This window comes from Pseudarthrobacter sp. MOO13 (assembly GCF_058267655.1).
In genome coordinates this window covers 675,667-690,306 of record NZ_CM177848.1, presented here as the reverse complement: position 1 = coordinate 690,306, position 14,640 = coordinate 675,667, and the positions used below count along the sequence as shown (strand labels likewise).

Here is a 14,640-nt window from a genome sequence, read left to right as displayed (position 1 = left end):
CCTTTATCCGTGCCCGGCCAGGTACTCCACCAGGCCGCCCACCGTAGCCACCGCAGGGTAGTCGGCCTCCGGGATATCCACGCCCGTGGACTCGGCGATGACCTCCACCAGGCGGAGGAAATCCAGCGAGTCCAGTTCCAGGTCCTGGCGCAGCCTGGCGGTGCCGTCCAGGTCCGCGGGTTCGACGTCGGGCGCTACTTTGCCGATCGCCGCCTCCACGGCCAGGCGCGCATCCTCTTGGTTCACGGTTCCTCCTCGGTCACACGGGCCCGGCTCACAGGTCCTCCGGCGTTTGCAGGAGTTCGTCGATCCTGGTTAGGAAGCGGCCGCCGTGCAGCCCGTCGCTGACCCGGTGGTCCGCGGACAGGGTGGCGGTGGCGGCGTGCCGGATGCCGAGCATCCCGCTGTGCGCCCACGGCTGTTCGAGGACCTTGCCGAAACCCACCATGGCCACCTGCGGCGGATAGATCACGCCGTAGACGCTTTCGACGCCGAGGTCGCCAAGGTTGGTGACGGTGATGGTGGGGTCTGCCATCTCCGCGCGCTGCAGCCGGCCGGCCCTTGCCCTGCTGACCAGGCCGCGCAGCTGCTCCATGAGGTCGTCCAGCGTCAGGGTGTCTGCGTCGTGCACGGCCGGGGCAACGATCCCGCCGTGCCGCAGGGCCACCGCGACGCCCAGGTGCACGGCACTGCTCGGCTGGAACGCGCCCCTGGTGAAGAAGCCGTTCATGTCCGGCACCTCTTTCGCCGCGAGGGCGGTGGCCTTGAGCAGCAGGGCGGAGGGCACCAGGCGGGCGGTGACGGGCCGCTGCTGGTTGGCCGCCTGCATCCACGCCATGGCCGCCGCAAGATCCAGGGTGGTGGCGAGGTAGTAGTGCGGGATTTCCTTCTTGGACCGGGACATCAGCGCGCCGATTGCCTGCCGCAGGCTCTCCGCCTTGCTGCCAGCCGCAGCCCGATCCTGCCGGGGTGCTGCGGGCAGCGCCTTTTCCGGTGCGTTCCCAGGTGCCGTTGGCTGCGCGGGCGCCGGCGGGCGGGCTTCCGACGGCGGCGCTTCCGCCGGCTTGTCCGCGCCGGGTTCCCTGGCCGGCCGCCCCCGGGGCGGGACGGCGGCGAGCACGTCCTCCTCAGTGACGGCACCGCCCGGGCCCGTGCCCGTGACGGCCGGCAGGTCCACCCCTAGTTCCGCCGCCAGCCGCCGGGCCAGCGGCGAGGACCGCACGCGGTGCGCTTCGGGTGCTGTTGCCGGCTCCGGCGCCCGGGTGCCGGACGCCGCAGCGGCGCGTTCGACGTCGGCCCGGGTCACCTCTCCGCCGGCTCCGCTCCCGCTGAGGCGTCCGACGTCGACCCCCAGCGTGTGCGCCAGGTGCCGGACCGGCGGCGGAACCTTGGCGCCGGGTTCCGGGTGGCCGCCCGTGGCACCCGGGTGAGCGGGCGTTGCGTCTTTTGCTGTCAAAGGTGAGCGGGCGTCGGGGGAAATGCGGCCGGAAGTGAGCGGGGGTTGGGGCGCGGGTGGCGGCGGGAGTTCGGCGGGGGTGGCCGTGATCCGGGCGATGGGGGTCCCCACCTGCACGGTGTCACCGATGTCCACCAGGAACTCGGCGACCACGCCGTCCTCGAACGACTCGATGTCCATCACGGTCTTGTCCGTGTCCACGGCCGCCACGAGGTCCCCCTTGTGGACGTAGTCTCCCGGCTTGACCAGCCACTCCACCACCTTGCCGTGCTGCATGTCTGCGCCCAGGGACGGCATCCGGAATTCAGCCATGGGTCCCCACGGCCCTCCGGGCGGCCGCCATGACCCGCTCCACCGACGGCAGGGCTGCCTGTTCCAGGTGCTTGGCGTACGGGACGGGCACCTCCAGGCTGCACACCCGTTCCACCGGGGCGTCCAGGTCGAAGAAGGCCTGCTCGCAGATCCTGGCGGCAATCTCCGCCGAGAGGCTGCCGCTGCGCCAGCCCTCGTCCACCACCACGGCCCGGTGGGTCCGGGCCACGCTGTCCATGATGGTGGGCGCATCCAGCGGCCGGAGGGTCCGGAGGTCGATCACGTCGGCCTCGATGCCTTCGGCGGCCAGCAGGTCCGCGGCCTCCAGCACCATGGGCAGCGTGCCGCCGTAGGTGATAAGCGTCAGTCCGTTCCCGTGGCGCACCACCGCCGCCTTGTCGATGTCCACGGCGCCGGCGTCGTCGTCGAGCTCGCCGGCCATGTTGTACAGCGAGCCGTGCTCGAAGACCAGCACCGGGTCCGGGTCCTGCAGCGCGGTCCAGAGCATGCCCCGGGCGTCGGCCAAAGTGGCGGGGGCCAGGATGCGCAGCCCGGGAATGTGCGCGTACCAGCCTTCCAGGCTGTGCGAGTGCTGGGCACCGAGCTGCCGCCCGGCGCCGGTGGTCATCCGGATGACGATGGGCACGTTGAACTGGCCGCCGGACATGTGCAGCAACGTGGCGGCGTTGTTGATGATCTGGTCCAGCGCCAGCAGGCTGAAGTTCACTGTCATGATTTCGACGACGGGCCGCATCCCGCCCAGCGCCGCACCGATCCCCGCCCCGACGAACCCGGACTCGGACAGCGGCGTGTCACGGATCCGTTCGGGCCCGAACTCCTCCAGCAGCCCCAGGCTCACGGCGAAGCTGCCGCCGTACCTGCCCACGTCCTCGCCCATGAGGAACACCCGCTCGTCGCGCTGCATCGCGTCACGGAGGGCCGCCCGCATCGCTTCCCGGTACGTGGTTTTCATCCTGCCGCCCCTTCTTTCCCGGCGCCGCCGCCGGCGGTGGCAACGCCGCTGCCGGCCTCCGGCGGGTCGCTGTAAACAAACCGCATGAGTTCGGACACCGGTTCCGGCGTGCCGTTCTCGGCGAACCCGACCGCGGTGCTGATCTCGGCGTCCACGTCCGCCGCCAGCGCCGCCCAGGTCTCCTCCGGCAGCTGGCCCGCGGCCTGCATGGTTCCCTGCAACAGGCTGATCGGGTCCCGTTCCATCCAGCGGGACACCTCCGTTTTCTCCCGGTACAGCTCCGGATCGAACATGGAGTGGGCGCGGAAGCGGTAGGTGCGCAGTTCCAGGAAGTGCGGTCCGCCGCCGGACCGGACGGCATCCACCGCCCGCCGGGCAGCTTCCTCGACGGCGAGCACGTCCATCCCGTCCACGGCCCACGCGGAGATTTCGTACCCGGCGGCCTTGAGCGCGATGTCCGTCTGGGATTCGGAACGGCCCAGCGCGGTTCCCATGGCGTAGAGGTTGTTCTCGCAGCAGAACAGCACCGGGAGCTGCCACAGTGCGGCCAGGTTCATGCTTTCGTGGAACTCGCCTTCGGCCACGGCGCCTTCGCCGAAGAAGCAGGCGGTCACGCGCTGGCGCCCGGCCATCCGGTCCGCGAGCGCCAGGCCGACGGCAAGCGGCAGGCCACCGGCCACGATCGCGTTTCCGCCGTAGAAGCGCGCGTCGGCGTCGAAGAGGTGCATGGAACCGCCGCGGCCGCGGCAGCAGCCCTCGGCGTGGCCGTACATTTCGGCGAGGATGGCACCGGCGGAGACGCCGCGGAGCAGGGCGTGGCCGTGCTCCCGGTAGGTGGCCACCACCGCGTCGTCCGGTGCCAGCGTTTCCATCACCCCGGCGGCCACGGCCTCCTCGCCGATGTACACGTGCAGGAAACCGCGGATCTTGGCCGCGCTATACAGCTCAATGCATTTTTCTTCGAGCCGGCGGACCCGCAGCATCTGCCGCAACAGGTGCAGGGCGTGTTCCTGGTCGCGGATGGCCTGATTCCGCAGGGTGCTCATGGCTGCTCCTTGCCGAGGCCCGGCGCAGGTCCGGCCGGGGCCTCCAGGGTTGAGGTGTCGCCTTCGGGCAGTCCCAGCTCGCGGGCTTTCAGGAGCCGGCGCAGGATCTTTCCGCTCCGGGTCTTGGGCAGCGTGCTGGTGAAGTCGAGCAGCCGGGGTGCGACGGCGGCGCCCAGCCGTTTCCGGGCGAAGCCGATGATCTCCAGTTGCAGGTCCTGGCTGGGCTGGTTGCCCGGCTTGAGTTCCACGAAGGCCTTGACCACCTCGCCGGCCACGGGGTCGGGTACTCCGATCACCCCGGCTTCGGCCACCGCGGGGTGCTCCATCAGGCAGCTTTCCACCTCGAACGGGCCGATCAGGTGGCCTGAGGACTTGATGACGTCGTCGCCACGGCCGACGAACCAGAAGTAGCCGTCGGCGTCCCGTTTCGCCAGGTCGCCGGTGAGGTACCAGCCGCCGGCGAAGCACCGCCGGTACCGCTCCTCCTCGTTGAGGTAGCCACGGAACATGGATGGCCACCCGGGGCGCAGCGCCAGCTCACCCATGGTGTCCGGTTCCGTGACCAGGACCGCCTGGCCGTCGGTAATGACCGCTTTACCGTTGGCGTCCCGTGCCACGAGCGCAGCCTCGATGCCGGGGAGCGGACGGCCCATGGACCCGGGGCGGACGTCCATGGCGGGATAGTTGGCGATCATGATCCCGCCGGTCTCGGTCTGCCACCAGTTGTCGTGCACCGGCAGGCCCAGGACCTCCTGGCCCCACACCACCGCCTCGGGGTTCAGCGGCTCCCCCACGCTGGCGACGAAGCGCAGCGCCGAAAGGTCATGCCCGGCTGCCCGTTCGGCCCCGGCCTTCATGAGCATCCGCAGTGCCGTGGGGGCGGTGTACCAGACGCTGACGTGCTGGTCCGCAAGGATCCGGTACCAGCGGTCGGCGTCCAGCTCCTCCTCGTCCACGATGGCGGTGACGCCGTGCACCAGCGGCGCGATGATGCCGTAGGACATGCCGGTCACCCAGCCGGGATCGGCGGTGCACCAGTAGACGTCCTGCGGGTGCAGGTCCAGGGCGAAGCGGCCGGTGGCGTAATGGGCGGCCACGGCGCCATGGACGTGGATGGCGCCCTTGGGCGTGCCGGTGGTGCCGCTGGTGAAGTGCAGCAGGGCCATGTCCTCCGGCTGGGTGCCGGCGACCTCCCCGATCGGGTCCGCCCGGGACAGGAGTTCGGCCAGGTCAAGGGTCCCGGGTTCGGGGGTGCCGTCCGCGTCCGCCAGCAGGATGTGGCGGAGTTCGGGAAGGCTGTCCCGCACCGGTGCCACCTTCTTGCGGTACAAAGCCCTGGTGGTGACCAGGGCCCGTCCGGCGCCGAGGTGCAGCCGCTGCCTGACCGGTTCGGGGCCGAACGCGGAGAAGAGCGGGCAGAAGACGCTGCCGTTCTTGAAGGTTCCCAGCACCGCGGCATACAGCTCCGGGCTGCGGCCCAGGAGGGAGAAGACCCGCTCACCGCGCCCCACCCCCAGGGTCCGGAGCACTGCCGCGAACCTGCCGGACTGCTCCGCAAGGTCACCGTAGCCAAGGGACCGGGTGCCGCCGTCGGCACTGATGAAGCGCAGGGCTTCCTTGCCGCCGCGGCCTTCGGCCACGTGGCGGTCAACGGCCTCGTAGGCGATGTTCAGCCCCCGGCCCCCGGGCAGCCCGGCCAGTGCCTGCCGGGCTTGGTCCCAGCTGAAGTCGCGCCGGGCGGCGTCGTAGTCCGGCATGTTGGGCGGCACCGGGAAGGCAGCCACGTCCTTGATGATGGCGGGCCAGCGCGTGGAACCCTGGACGTCGGAGGCCGCGGTGCTCGGCTGGTCCATCATGCTCCTTTGGTTTGGCCTAGAACCCGCTGGGTTCGGTCTCGAGCTCAGGTTCGCCGGGCTGGTCCTCATGGTGCAGCGGGCGCAGCGCTTCAGTCCGTGGATGCCAGAACAACGCGTCGTAGCGGTCCCCCATCCGGGTGGGCACGTAGTTGCCCCATTCCCGCCGCGGGTTGTAAACAACACCTATGGCCCGGTGCCCGCGCCAGGCCGCCAGCCAGGGGCCGGTCCGGTCTGCCCCGAACACCAGCAGGGACCGTTCCCCCAGCACCTCGTTCAGCAGGTCCTCGTGACTGCCCGGCACAGCGGCCGGAACGTCCATCACCCGCTCCGGAGAGCCCCACGACTCGGCCGCCGTGACGGACCCTGAGTAGGACGCAAACCCCGCCAGCACCACCTGTCCCGCGTGGCGTTGGCGGAGCAACTGTCCGATGTTGACCATCCCGCCATGCGCCATATCCGTAGCCCGGGCGTCGCCCACATGCGTGTTGTGCGCCCACACCAGCCCCTTGGATGCGGGTCCGTGGTGGCGTGCGATGCGGTCGGCGGTGTCGCTCATGTGAAGGTCGCGGATATTCCAGGACTGCTGGTCGCCGCGCACCATGGTCCGGTAGTAATGCTCGGCGTTGGCCGCGACGACGGCGTTCTGGAATGCGTCAAAAGCGGCGGGATCGTCCTGCATCCGGCCAAGTGCGCGCCGCCGGACTTCAGCCAGCAATGCCACCACGTCCGCTTCGCAGGACTGCGGAACCAGGCGGTTCCCCACGGCGTAGCGCTGGGGATCCTCCCGGAAGGGAATGAAGCAATGCCAGGCCCGCAAGGCAGCCGGCAGGGCATCCGGGGCGTTGTTGTCCAGCCATGCGAAGATCTCCCGCAGGGAGTCCCACAGGGAGTAGACATCCAGGCCGTAGAAGCCCGTCCGCTGGTCTGCGGGGAGCCGGAGGTTCCACTCACGCAGCCACGTCAGGAAGTCGGCAACCTCATGGTTGGCCCACATCCAGGTGGGCCAGCGTTCAAAACCGGCCAGCAACCGCCGCGCATCGAGGTCCTGCCCGGATTCTCCCCTGACCCAACGGTTGATGCGCCAGCAGTCGGGCCAGTCGCCTTCCACGCCAACCCAGGTGAAGCCGTATTCTTCGATCAGCCGGCGGCTGAGAAGCGCCCGCCAGTGGTAGTACTCCTGGGTGCCGTGGGACGCCTCGCCCAGGCACACGAATCGGGCCGGAGCTGCGAGGCGGACCAACGGTTCAAGCCCGTCGGCGGTGGCCAGGGGGTGCGCGAGCCGGCGGATTTCTGCGGCCTCCGCCGCATGTTCCGGCTCGCGTTCCAGCGGCCGGCCTGCGTCGGCGGTCATTCCCTGGCCTCCGGTACGGTACGTCCCACCGGTGACGGCAGCAGGTAGTGGTGGAACCAGTCGGCAGCCAGGTTCGCGGCCAATGCCAGGGTTCCGGGCTCCTCGAACAGGTGGGTGGCCCCCGGGACGATCTCGAGCCGGGTGGGCGCCTGCATGCGTGCCATTGCCTGGCGGTTGAGTGCGAGGACCTGGGTGTCGGCACTTCCAACGATCAGGAGGGTGGGGGCCCTGACGGCGTCGAGCCGCGGACCGGCAAGGTCAGGCCGTCCGCCCCGGGACACGACGGCGGCAACTTCGGCGCCGGGCTCGGCAGCGGCCCACAGCGCTGCTCCGGCACCGGTGCTCGCGCCGAAGTAGCCGATCCGTCCGGCCGAGCCGTCATGCCGGACCTCCAGCCAGTGGGTGGCGGCTGAGAGGCGCCGGGCCAGGAGCGCGATATCGAAGACACTGGCACGGTTGACTTCCTCCTCGGGGGTCAGCAGGTCTAGGAGCAAGGTGCCCAGGCCCGCCCCGTGCAGGACGGAGGCCACGAAACGGTTGCGCGGGCTGTGCCGGCTGCTGCCGCTGCCGTGGGCGAAGATCACCGTGCCGTCGCACACGGCCGGCAGGTAGAGGCTGCCCCGCAGCACGGCCATCCCGTCCGGGATCTCGACCTCGTCCACCAGGCTTCCGTCGCTCCCTTCGACGCCGCCATGGGACGGCGGGGATGCGGCTGCATCCAGCAACTGCACCACCTCGCCATCCTCGGTGGGGGAAAAGTCGTGGTAGTAGTAGCCCACGGCCTGGAAGTCCTGGGGCGAGAGCAGGCAGACGACGTCGTCCGGTTCCTTGAGCTCCACGATGGCCCGGGCAGGGGCCACGGGCACGGCAAGGATGACTTTCGCGGCTCCCAGGTGCCGCGCCACCTGGCAGGCGGCCTTGGCAGTGGAGCCGGTGGCGATGCCGTCGTCCACGATCACCGCGGTGCGGCCGGTGAGGTCGAGCCTGGGGCGCCCCTGCCGGAACCGTGCCACCCTGCCCTCCAGCAGGGTGCGCTCCCGCCGTTCCACCTGCTGCAGGTCCTCCTGGGAGACGCGGGCCATGGAGATGGTGCGTGGATCCAAGACCCGGACGTTGCCTTCCCCGATGGCTCCCATGGCCACCTCAGGCTGGAACGGGACGCCCAGTTTCCGGACCACGATCACGTCCAGTGGCGCCTCGAGGGCCTTGGCGACCTCGAACGCCACGGGCACGCCGCCTCGGGGCAGGCCCAGCACCACCACGTTCTGTCCCCGGAGTCCGGTGAGCCGCTTGCCCAGCCGCCGCCCGGCGTCGGCCCTGTTCAGGAATGCAACCATCACGCTCACCCGCCATGTGGGAGTTCTTCCGCGGGGAGGATCGCCCCGGCCGCGGGGGTCCAGGACATCCGGAGGACGAAATGGGCCTCGGAACTGCTCCTGGCTATCATCGCCCCCGCGTCTCCCGCCAGATTCACGCCAAATTCGATTTCGATCTGTTCCGGGTACAGCTCCGCCATGGCCTCAAGTGCGGCGCGGGCCGCCGGTCGGACGCTGGCGAGTGCATCTTCCAGCCTCCTGCCGGTGTCCAGGATCCCCTGCTCGTTGCGCGCGGGGTGGTCCACCCCATAGCTGTTGTCGGCAGCCTCAACGAGCACGGTCCCGGATCCCACCTCATACCGCATCACTTCAGTCATGGCGGATGCTCCCCTGTCTAGTGCGAGATGCGCAGGTTGTGCTGGGCATCCGTGCTCGGCTTGATGGCCACCGCGGTGACCACCAGCGCCACTGCCCCCGCAATCCACGACGTCCACGCTGCGCCCGTCGCGCCCGTGTAGGACCCCAGCCACGGCGAGAGGATCAAGACTGCGGCAATGACAGCCTGGGCGTATTCCATGACCGGTGTTCCGGGCATGGCCAGGTTGATGATGCCGCTGACCACCAGGAGCCCGCCGAAGACGAGCATGAGGGTGGTGGACATGTTTTGCTGCTGCGTAAACAAGACCGCCACGGCGGTGAAGAGTCCAGCGGCAGCCGCTACATAGTCCTGCCACCGATACCACTTTTTCACTGATCTTTCCTTTCTGGTGTGGGCGGTACGCCAGTACGTCTCCGCCCTATGGGCCTCTGCTGCCCATGGTTCAAGTCAACGCCTGCGCTCATGCACCCAATAGGGCAGAAAGACCTGCCCAGGGGGTTGCGCGCCGACTACTCAGTGTTACTATCTACTAGTAGTCAGCAACACTAGGTACCAAGGGGATTCCATGGGCAAGCAAATGACCGAAATGCTCAAGGGCACGCTGGAGGGCATTGTCCTGGCGCTCCTGGCCGTCCAGCCGGCATACGGCTACGAAATCACCGCCCGGCTGCGTGAACAGGGCTTTTCGGACATCGCCGAGGGCACGGTCTACGCACTGCTGGTCCGCATCGAACAGCGCGGCCTGGTGGACGTCGCCAAAGTCCCCTCGGAAAAAGGACCTCCCCGGAAGGTCTATTCGCTGAACGCCTCCGGCAGCGGTTACCTGGACGAGTTCTGGACTTCCTGGAGCTTCCTCGCCGAACGTATCGAGCAGCTCCACCACACCAACCACCAGCAGGAAAAAGGAGAATGACCATGACGCAGGGATGGCTCGAAAAAGTCACCGGATCCTTCGACGACAAGAAGCGCTGGCGCCAATACAAGGCCCGCAAAGAACAGCTCCCCGGCAGCTACCGGACCACCATCGACGCTCTGGAACGCTACTTCACGTATGCGGGTGCCATCGTCAAAGGCGACATCCTCATGCAGATGCTCGAGGACCTGGCCGACCTCATCGAGGGGGCCGCAGCGGACGGAACCCCGATCCGCGACATCGTTGGCGATGACCCCGTGGAGTTTGCCGAAACCTTCATCAGCAACTACTCGGACGGCCAGTGGATCAACAAGGAGCGCAAGCGCCTCACCGACACCATCAACCAGGCCGCTTCCGGCGAAGCCTGAAAATCCCACACCGGAAGGACCAGCCGTGACCACAGACCAGGCCCTGCAACCCGCCATCCGGGTCCAGGGCATCGAAAAGTCGTTCAAGGACCTGCACGTGCTGCGGGGCGTCGACTTTGACGTGACGCCGGGAAGCATCTTTGCGCTGCTGGGATCCAACGGCGCCGGAAAAACCACGCTGGTGAAGATCCTGTCCACCCTGCTGAAGCCGGATGCCGGCACGGCCACGGTGAACGGTTTCGACACCGGCACGGACCCCGCGCACGTACGGGAATCCATCAGCCTGACCGGCCAGTTCACAGCTGTGGACGACGTCCTCACGGGCCGGGAAAACCTGGTGCTGGTGGCCCGGCTGCGCCACCTGGCCAGCCCGGACGCGGTTGCCGGCGCCCTGCTGGACCGGTTCGACCTGGCCGAGGCCGCACACCGCAGGGCAGGCACCTACTCCGGCGGGATGCGGCGGCGCCTGGACATCGCCATGAGCCTGATCGGAAACCCCAGTGTCCTCTTCCTCGACGAACCCACCACCGGGCTGGATCCGCAGGCACGCAACGAGGTATGGCGGACCATCCGGCAACTTGCGGGCCAAGGCACCACCGTGCTGCTCACCACCCAGTACCTCGATGAGGCGGAACAACTCGCGGACCGCATCGCCATCCTGCACCAAGGCATCATCATCCAAAACGGGACGCTGGCCGAACTCAAGCAACTCCTGCCTGCCGCCACGGTGGAATACGTGGAGAAACAGCCTTCGCTCGAGGACGTCTTCCTGGCCCTGGTGGGTACCGCCCCGGACAACCGTCACAGCGGCGCCTCGGCGCAAGGAAAGGACCACCGATGAGCACCCACGCCTTGCGGGATACCGGCGTTCTGACCGGCCGCTCGCTGCGGCACATCCTGCGCAGCCCGGACACCATCATCACCACCGCGGTGACGCCCGTGGCCATGATGCTGCTGTTCGTCTACGTGTTCGGCGGCGCCATCACCACCGGCTCAGGAGGCTCCTATGTGAACTACCTCCTGCCCGGCATCCTCCTGATCACCGTCGCCTCGGGCGTGGCCTACACCGCCTACCGGCTGTTCCTGGACGTCAAGGGCGGGATCGTCGAACGGCTCGGATCCATGCCGATCGCCAGGCCCAGCATCCTGTGGGCCCATGTCCTCACGTCGCTGGCCGCCAACCTCGCGGCGATCGCCATCGTGATCGGCGTTGCGGTCCTCATGGGGTTCCGCAGCGGCGCATCCTTGGCAGCGTGGCTCGCCGTCGCCGGAATCCTGGTCCTGTTCACCCTGGCCCTGACCTGGCTGGCGGTCGTTGCCGGCCTGACCGCCAAGACGGTGGATGGCGCCAGCGGCATGAGTTACCCGCTGATTTTCCTGCCGTTCATCAGTTCGGCGTTCGTTCCCACGGCCACCATGCCCGGCCCGGTCGCCTGGTTTGCCGAGAACCAGCCGGTGACTCCGATCGTGGACACCCTCCGTGCGCTGCTCGCGCAGGAACCCGTGGGGACCGGAATCTGGACGGCGCTTGCCTGGCTGGCCGGGATCCTCGCCGTGGCGTACGCGGCGGCTGCAGCCATTTACCGCCGGAAAGTGGGCTGAGGACGCAACCCGGACAGATTCACTGCGAACTCACAGGAAGTGCCCGTGCAAATCCGGGCCGCGGTATGCAAGAGTGTCCGCAACGCTGGGGAGCCGATACCTGCCGGCCGGGCTGCCACGCAGCCCGGCCGGCAGGCCCGCAGCGACGAACAAGTGAGGCCGGGCGTGAAAAACAGCACTGAGCGCCACACCGGGGCGGCCCGACGCCGGGCCCCCGGCCTGCTCCTGCTTCCGGCCCTCCTGCTGCCCACCTTGGCGGCATGCACTCCGAATGGCCCCGCGCCCACGCCTGCCCCGTCTGTGTCCAGCAGCACGGCAGGCACCCCGGCACCCAGGCCCAGCGCCACCAAGGACCCTGCAAGCCACATCCAAACGCCCGGCCACGTGTTCGTCATCAACTTGGAAAACAAAGGATACGACTCCGCATGGGGTGACCATTCCCCCGCGCCCTACCTCTCCGGAACGCTCCGCAAGAAGGGCGTCCTGCTCAAGAACTACTACGGCATCGCCCACAATTCACTGCCCAACTACCTGGCCCAGATATCAGGCCAGCGGCCCAACGACAGCACCATGGCCGACTGCCACACCTACACCGAGTTCAACGCCACCGGCACCGACTCGGAAGGCACCCTTCAAGGCGACGGCTGCGTCTACCCCCAGGACACCCAAACCCTGGCCGGGCAACTGGCCGCCCAGGGCAAGACGTGGAAGGGCTACATGGAGGACATGCAGGAGCCATGCGAACACCCGCCGCTGGGCGAGCCTGACAACCACATCAAGGCCAGCCCGGAGAGCCAGTACTCCACGCACCACAACCCCTTTATGTACTTCCGCTCCATCACCTCCTCACCGGACTGTGCCAGGAACGTGGTCAACTTCGCAGCGCTCGCGGGCGACCTGAAGTCCGTGGACACCACGCCCACCCTGTCCTACATCACACCCAACCTGTGCCACGACGGCCATGACGCCACGTGTGCCGACGGCACCACCGGCGGCCTGGAAGCGGTGGACGGATGGTTGAAGGAGCAGGTGCCGGCCATCCTGTCCTCACCGGCCTACAAGCAGGACGGGATGCTGGTGATCACCTTCGACGAGGCCGAGGGCGACTCGTCCGGTCCGCCTGAATCAGACACGGCAAGCCCGGCCGGCGGCGCCGCGGGGGGCAAGGTGGGCGCGCTGGTGCTCTCGCCGTTCAGCAACGCGGGCACGTCCTCGGACCGGGCCTACAACCACTACAGCCTGCTGGCCAGCATCGAGGACTTCTTCTTCCTCCCCCGGCTGGGGCTGGCCGGCGATCCCGGGGTCGCCACCTTTGGCGACGACGTATTCCGGAAGGAGTCCTAGGTGAAGCTTCCATGGAACGGCCGACGCCGGACAGTCCTGGCAGGCCTCGTTGCGCTGGCGGTCCTGGTGGTTCTCGCCGTCGTCCTTCCCAACGCGTTGCGCGCCGGCCCGCTGGCACCCACCACGCCCTCCTCCGCCCCGGCCCAGGATGCGGGCGCGGGCGCTGCCGCCGGCCAGGGCGCCTCTGCGGACGCCGGGATCTCCAAGATCAAGCACGTGGTGATCATCACCCAGGAAAACAGGTCCTTCGACAGCTACTTCGGGACCTACCCCGGCGCAGACGGCATCCCCATGAAGGACGGAAAGCCCGCCGTGTGCCTCCCGGATCCGGCAAATGGCGGCTGCATCGCCCCCTTCTACAACTCCGCGGACAGCAACGCCGGCGGTCCGCACAGCCACGCCGACGCCACCGGGGACATCAACGGCGGCGCCATGGACGGGTTCGTAGCCCAGGCGGAGAAGGGGCTCTCCGGCTGCAGCGCCGCCAGCACCAAGTGCACGTACAGCACCACCATGCCCACCGACGTGATGGGCTACCACGACGGGCGGGACCTGCCCAACTACTGGGCCTACGCGCAGAATTTCACCCTCGAGGACCACCTGTTCGCCTCGGCGGCGTCCTGGAGCCTGCCCGCCCACCTCTACCTGGTCTCGGAATGGTCGGCGAAATGCACCAAAGCCGGGGACCCGTCGTCGTGCGTGAACGCCCTGCAGGACCCGGACCCCGAACCCGAGCCGCAAATCATCAAGGACACCCTGATCGGCAAATGCCAGGCCGGCATGGACCTGGACCCCTGCCGTGAGGCCCTGGAAGCGGCGGGGATCGATCCGGGCCTCGCTGCCCAGATCGACCAGCTGATCGGAACCAGCTGCCAGCCCACCGATTCCTACGCCGTCTGCCAGGCAGCCGTGGACGCCGCCCCGGTGTCCGATGACCTGAAGAAGAAGCTCACCGACGCCGCCAAGAAACTGGAACTGCCCGACTACGCCTGGACGGACCTGACCTTCCTGCTCCACAAGCACCAGGTGTCCTGGGCCTACTACGTCTTCAACGGCACCGAACCGGACTGCCGGAACGACGCCGCCACCTGCGACCCCGTCAAGCAGGACGCCAAGACCCCCGGCCTGTGGAACCCGCTGCTGTACTTCGACACCGTCAAGGAAGACGGCGAGCAAGGCAACATCAAACCCCTCAGCGGGTTCTACGACGCCGCCCGGCAGGGCACCCTGCCGGCGGTCACCTGGGTGGCACCCACCGACAAGGTCAGCGAACACGCCCCCGCCAAGATCAGCACCGGGCAGGCCTACGTGGCCGGCCTGATTAACGCGGTGATGAGCGGTCCGGACTGGGACAGCACCGCCATCTTCCTCACCTGGGACGACTGGGGCGGGTTCTACGACCACGAAAACCCGCCGGTGGTGGACAACAACGGCTACGGCCTGCGCGTGCCCGGCCTGGTGATCAGCCCGTACGCCCGGAAGGGCTACATCGACCACCAGGTGCTGAGCCACGACGCCTACTTCAAATTCATTGAGGACGACTTCCTGGGCGGCGAACGGATCGATCCTGCCACGGACGGACGGCCCGACGCACGGCCCGACGTCCGTGAAAACAACCCGCAGCTGGGCGACCTCGCCAGGTCCTTCGACTTCACCCAGGCCCCGCTGCCGCCCCTGATCCTGCCGAATGCCACCACCTACTGACGCCCGGCGTTTCCGGGCCG

15 protein-coding genes are annotated in these 14,640 nt (G+C 68.5%); 6 read left to right on the top strand and 9 right to left on the bottom strand.

Translation table 11 applies throughout. From position 1 onward, the window contains the following. Window positions 1–3: 3 nt before the first annotated feature. From AC4EEO_RS03135 to AC4EEO_RS03095, 9 genes are read right to left on the bottom strand one after another with little or no spacing between them, the layout of a single operon-like run. On the bottom strand, window positions 4–246 hold the full coding sequence (locus AC4EEO_RS03135) for an acyl carrier protein (protein ID WP_491330515.1): 243 nt from the start codon (window positions 244–246) through the stop codon (window positions 4–6). Window positions 247–274: 28 nt separating this feature from the next. Beyond that, window positions 275–1,768, bottom strand: coding sequence for a dihydrolipoamide acetyltransferase family protein (locus tag AC4EEO_RS03130; protein WP_491339842.1), 1,494 nt, complete (start codon window positions 1,766–1,768; stop codon window positions 275–277). Then, a complete protein-coding gene (locus AC4EEO_RS03125; RefSeq protein ID WP_491330517.1) occupies window positions 1,761–2,741 on the bottom strand; it encodes an alpha-ketoacid dehydrogenase subunit beta in 981 nt (326 codons plus the stop codon). The genes AC4EEO_RS03130 and AC4EEO_RS03125 overlap by 8 nt, the downstream gene beginning before the upstream one ends. Beyond that, a complete protein-coding gene (gene pdhA, locus AC4EEO_RS03120) occupies window positions 2,738–3,787 on the bottom strand; it encodes a pyruvate dehydrogenase (acetyl-transferring) E1 component subunit alpha (RefSeq protein ID WP_133830536.1) in 1,050 nt (349 codons plus the stop codon). The genes AC4EEO_RS03125 and pdhA overlap by 4 nt, the downstream gene beginning before the upstream one ends. Continuing rightward, window positions 3,784–5,640: an acetate--CoA ligase gene (gene acsA, locus AC4EEO_RS03115; protein WP_491340390.1), complete on the bottom strand. Its 1,857-nt coding sequence runs from the start codon at window positions 5,638–5,640 to the stop codon at window positions 3,784–3,786. Before acsA ends, pdhA begins: the two co-directional genes overlap by 4 nt. A 19-nt stretch (window positions 5,641–5,659) precedes the next feature. Next, window positions 5,660–6,994 carry an erythromycin esterase family protein gene (locus AC4EEO_RS03110; protein WP_491339841.1) on the bottom strand — a complete coding sequence of 445 codons (1,335 nt, stop codon included), beginning with the start codon at window positions 6,992–6,994 and terminating at the stop codon, window positions 5,660–5,662. Continuing rightward, the gene (locus AC4EEO_RS03105; RefSeq protein WP_491340389.1) at window positions 6,991–8,331 is read right to left on the bottom strand and encodes a phosphoribosyltransferase family protein; all 1,341 of its coding nucleotides are present in this window, start codon (window positions 8,329–8,331) and stop codon (window positions 6,991–6,993) included. Before AC4EEO_RS03105 ends, AC4EEO_RS03110 begins: the two co-directional genes overlap by 4 nt. A gap of 5 nt (window positions 8,332–8,336) precedes the next feature. Next, window positions 8,337–8,687 (bottom strand): CU044_2847 family protein, encoded by a 351-nt coding sequence (locus AC4EEO_RS03100; protein ID WP_491339840.1) that lies wholly within the window; start codon window positions 8,685–8,687, stop codon window positions 8,337–8,339. A gap of 17 nt (window positions 8,688–8,704) precedes the next feature. Then, a complete protein-coding gene (locus tag AC4EEO_RS03095) occupies window positions 8,705–9,061 on the bottom strand; it encodes an SPW repeat domain-containing protein (protein WP_109045252.1) in 357 nt (118 codons plus the stop codon). A 193-nt stretch (window positions 9,062–9,254) separates the two neighbouring features. Between AC4EEO_RS03095 and AC4EEO_RS03090 the strand changes: the two genes are divergently transcribed. The 6 genes from AC4EEO_RS03090 (at window position 9,255) to AC4EEO_RS03065 (ending at window position 14,620) form a co-directional block, all read left to right on the top strand. Continuing rightward, window positions 9,255–9,602 carry a PadR family transcriptional regulator gene (locus tag AC4EEO_RS03090; RefSeq protein WP_109045251.1) on the top strand — a complete coding sequence of 116 codons (348 nt, stop codon included), beginning with the start codon at window positions 9,255–9,257 and terminating at the stop codon, window positions 9,600–9,602. Between the two features lie 2 nt (window positions 9,603–9,604). Further along, window positions 9,605–9,970, top strand: a complete 366-nt coding sequence (locus tag AC4EEO_RS03085; RefSeq protein ID WP_165838007.1) for a DUF1048 domain-containing protein — start codon at window positions 9,605–9,607, stop codon at window positions 9,968–9,970. Between the two features lie 25 nt (window positions 9,971–9,995). Beyond that, window positions 9,996–10,811 (top strand): ABC transporter ATP-binding protein, encoded by an 816-nt coding sequence (locus AC4EEO_RS03080; RefSeq protein WP_491339839.1) that lies wholly within the window; start codon window positions 9,996–9,998, stop codon window positions 10,809–10,811. Further along, entirely contained in the window at window positions 10,808–11,572 is a 765-nt protein-coding gene (locus AC4EEO_RS03075; RefSeq protein ID WP_109045248.1) for an ABC transporter permease, read from the top strand. The genes AC4EEO_RS03080 and AC4EEO_RS03075 overlap by 4 nt, the downstream gene beginning before the upstream one ends. A 165-nt stretch (window positions 11,573–11,737) precedes the next feature. Further along, window positions 11,738–12,916, top strand: a complete 1,179-nt coding sequence (locus tag AC4EEO_RS03070) for an alkaline phosphatase family protein (RefSeq protein WP_240617745.1) — start codon at window positions 11,738–11,740, stop codon at window positions 12,914–12,916. Next, window positions 12,917–14,620, top strand: a complete 1,704-nt coding sequence (locus AC4EEO_RS03065; protein ID WP_491339838.1) for an alkaline phosphatase family protein — start codon at window positions 12,917–12,919, stop codon at window positions 14,618–14,620. Window positions 14,621–14,640 lie beyond the last annotated feature (20 nt).

Excerpts from the sequence above, each read along its gene's own strand:
- AC4EEO_RS03130 (WP_491339842.1), bottom strand. The coding sequence starts at position 1,768 with ATGGCTGAATTCCGGATGCCGTCCCTGGGCGCAGACATGCAGCACGGC.
- AC4EEO_RS03105 (WP_491340389.1), bottom strand. The coding sequence starts at position 8,331 with ATGGTTGCATTCCTGAACAGGGCCGACGCCGGGCGGCGGCTGGGCAAG.
- AC4EEO_RS03125 (WP_491330517.1), bottom strand. The coding sequence starts at position 2,741 with ATGAAAACCACGTACCGGGAAGCGATGCGGGCGGCCCTCCGTGACGCG.
- AC4EEO_RS03085 (WP_165838007.1), top strand. The coding sequence starts at position 9,605 with ATGACGCAGGGATGGCTCGAAAAAGTCACCGGATCCTTCGACGACAAG.
- AC4EEO_RS03100 (WP_491339840.1), bottom strand. The coding sequence starts at position 8,687 with ATGACTGAAGTGATGCGGTATGAGGTGGGATCCGGGACCGTGCTCGTT.
- AC4EEO_RS03075 (WP_109045248.1), top strand. The coding sequence starts at position 10,808 with ATGAGCACCCACGCCTTGCGGGATACCGGCGTTCTGACCGGCCGCTCG.
- AC4EEO_RS03110 (WP_491339841.1), bottom strand. The coding sequence starts at position 6,994 with ATGACCGCCGACGCAGGCCGGCCGCTGGAACGCGAGCCGGAACATGCG.
- acsA (WP_491340390.1), bottom strand. The coding sequence starts at position 5,640 with ATGGACCAGCCGAGCACCGCGGCCTCCGACGTCCAGGGTTCCACGCGC.
- AC4EEO_RS03090 (WP_109045251.1), top strand. The coding sequence starts at position 9,255 with ATGGGCAAGCAAATGACCGAAATGCTCAAGGGCACGCTGGAGGGCATT.
- pdhA (WP_133830536.1), bottom strand. The coding sequence starts at position 3,787 with ATGAGCACCCTGCGGAATCAGGCCATCCGCGACCAGGAACACGCCCTG.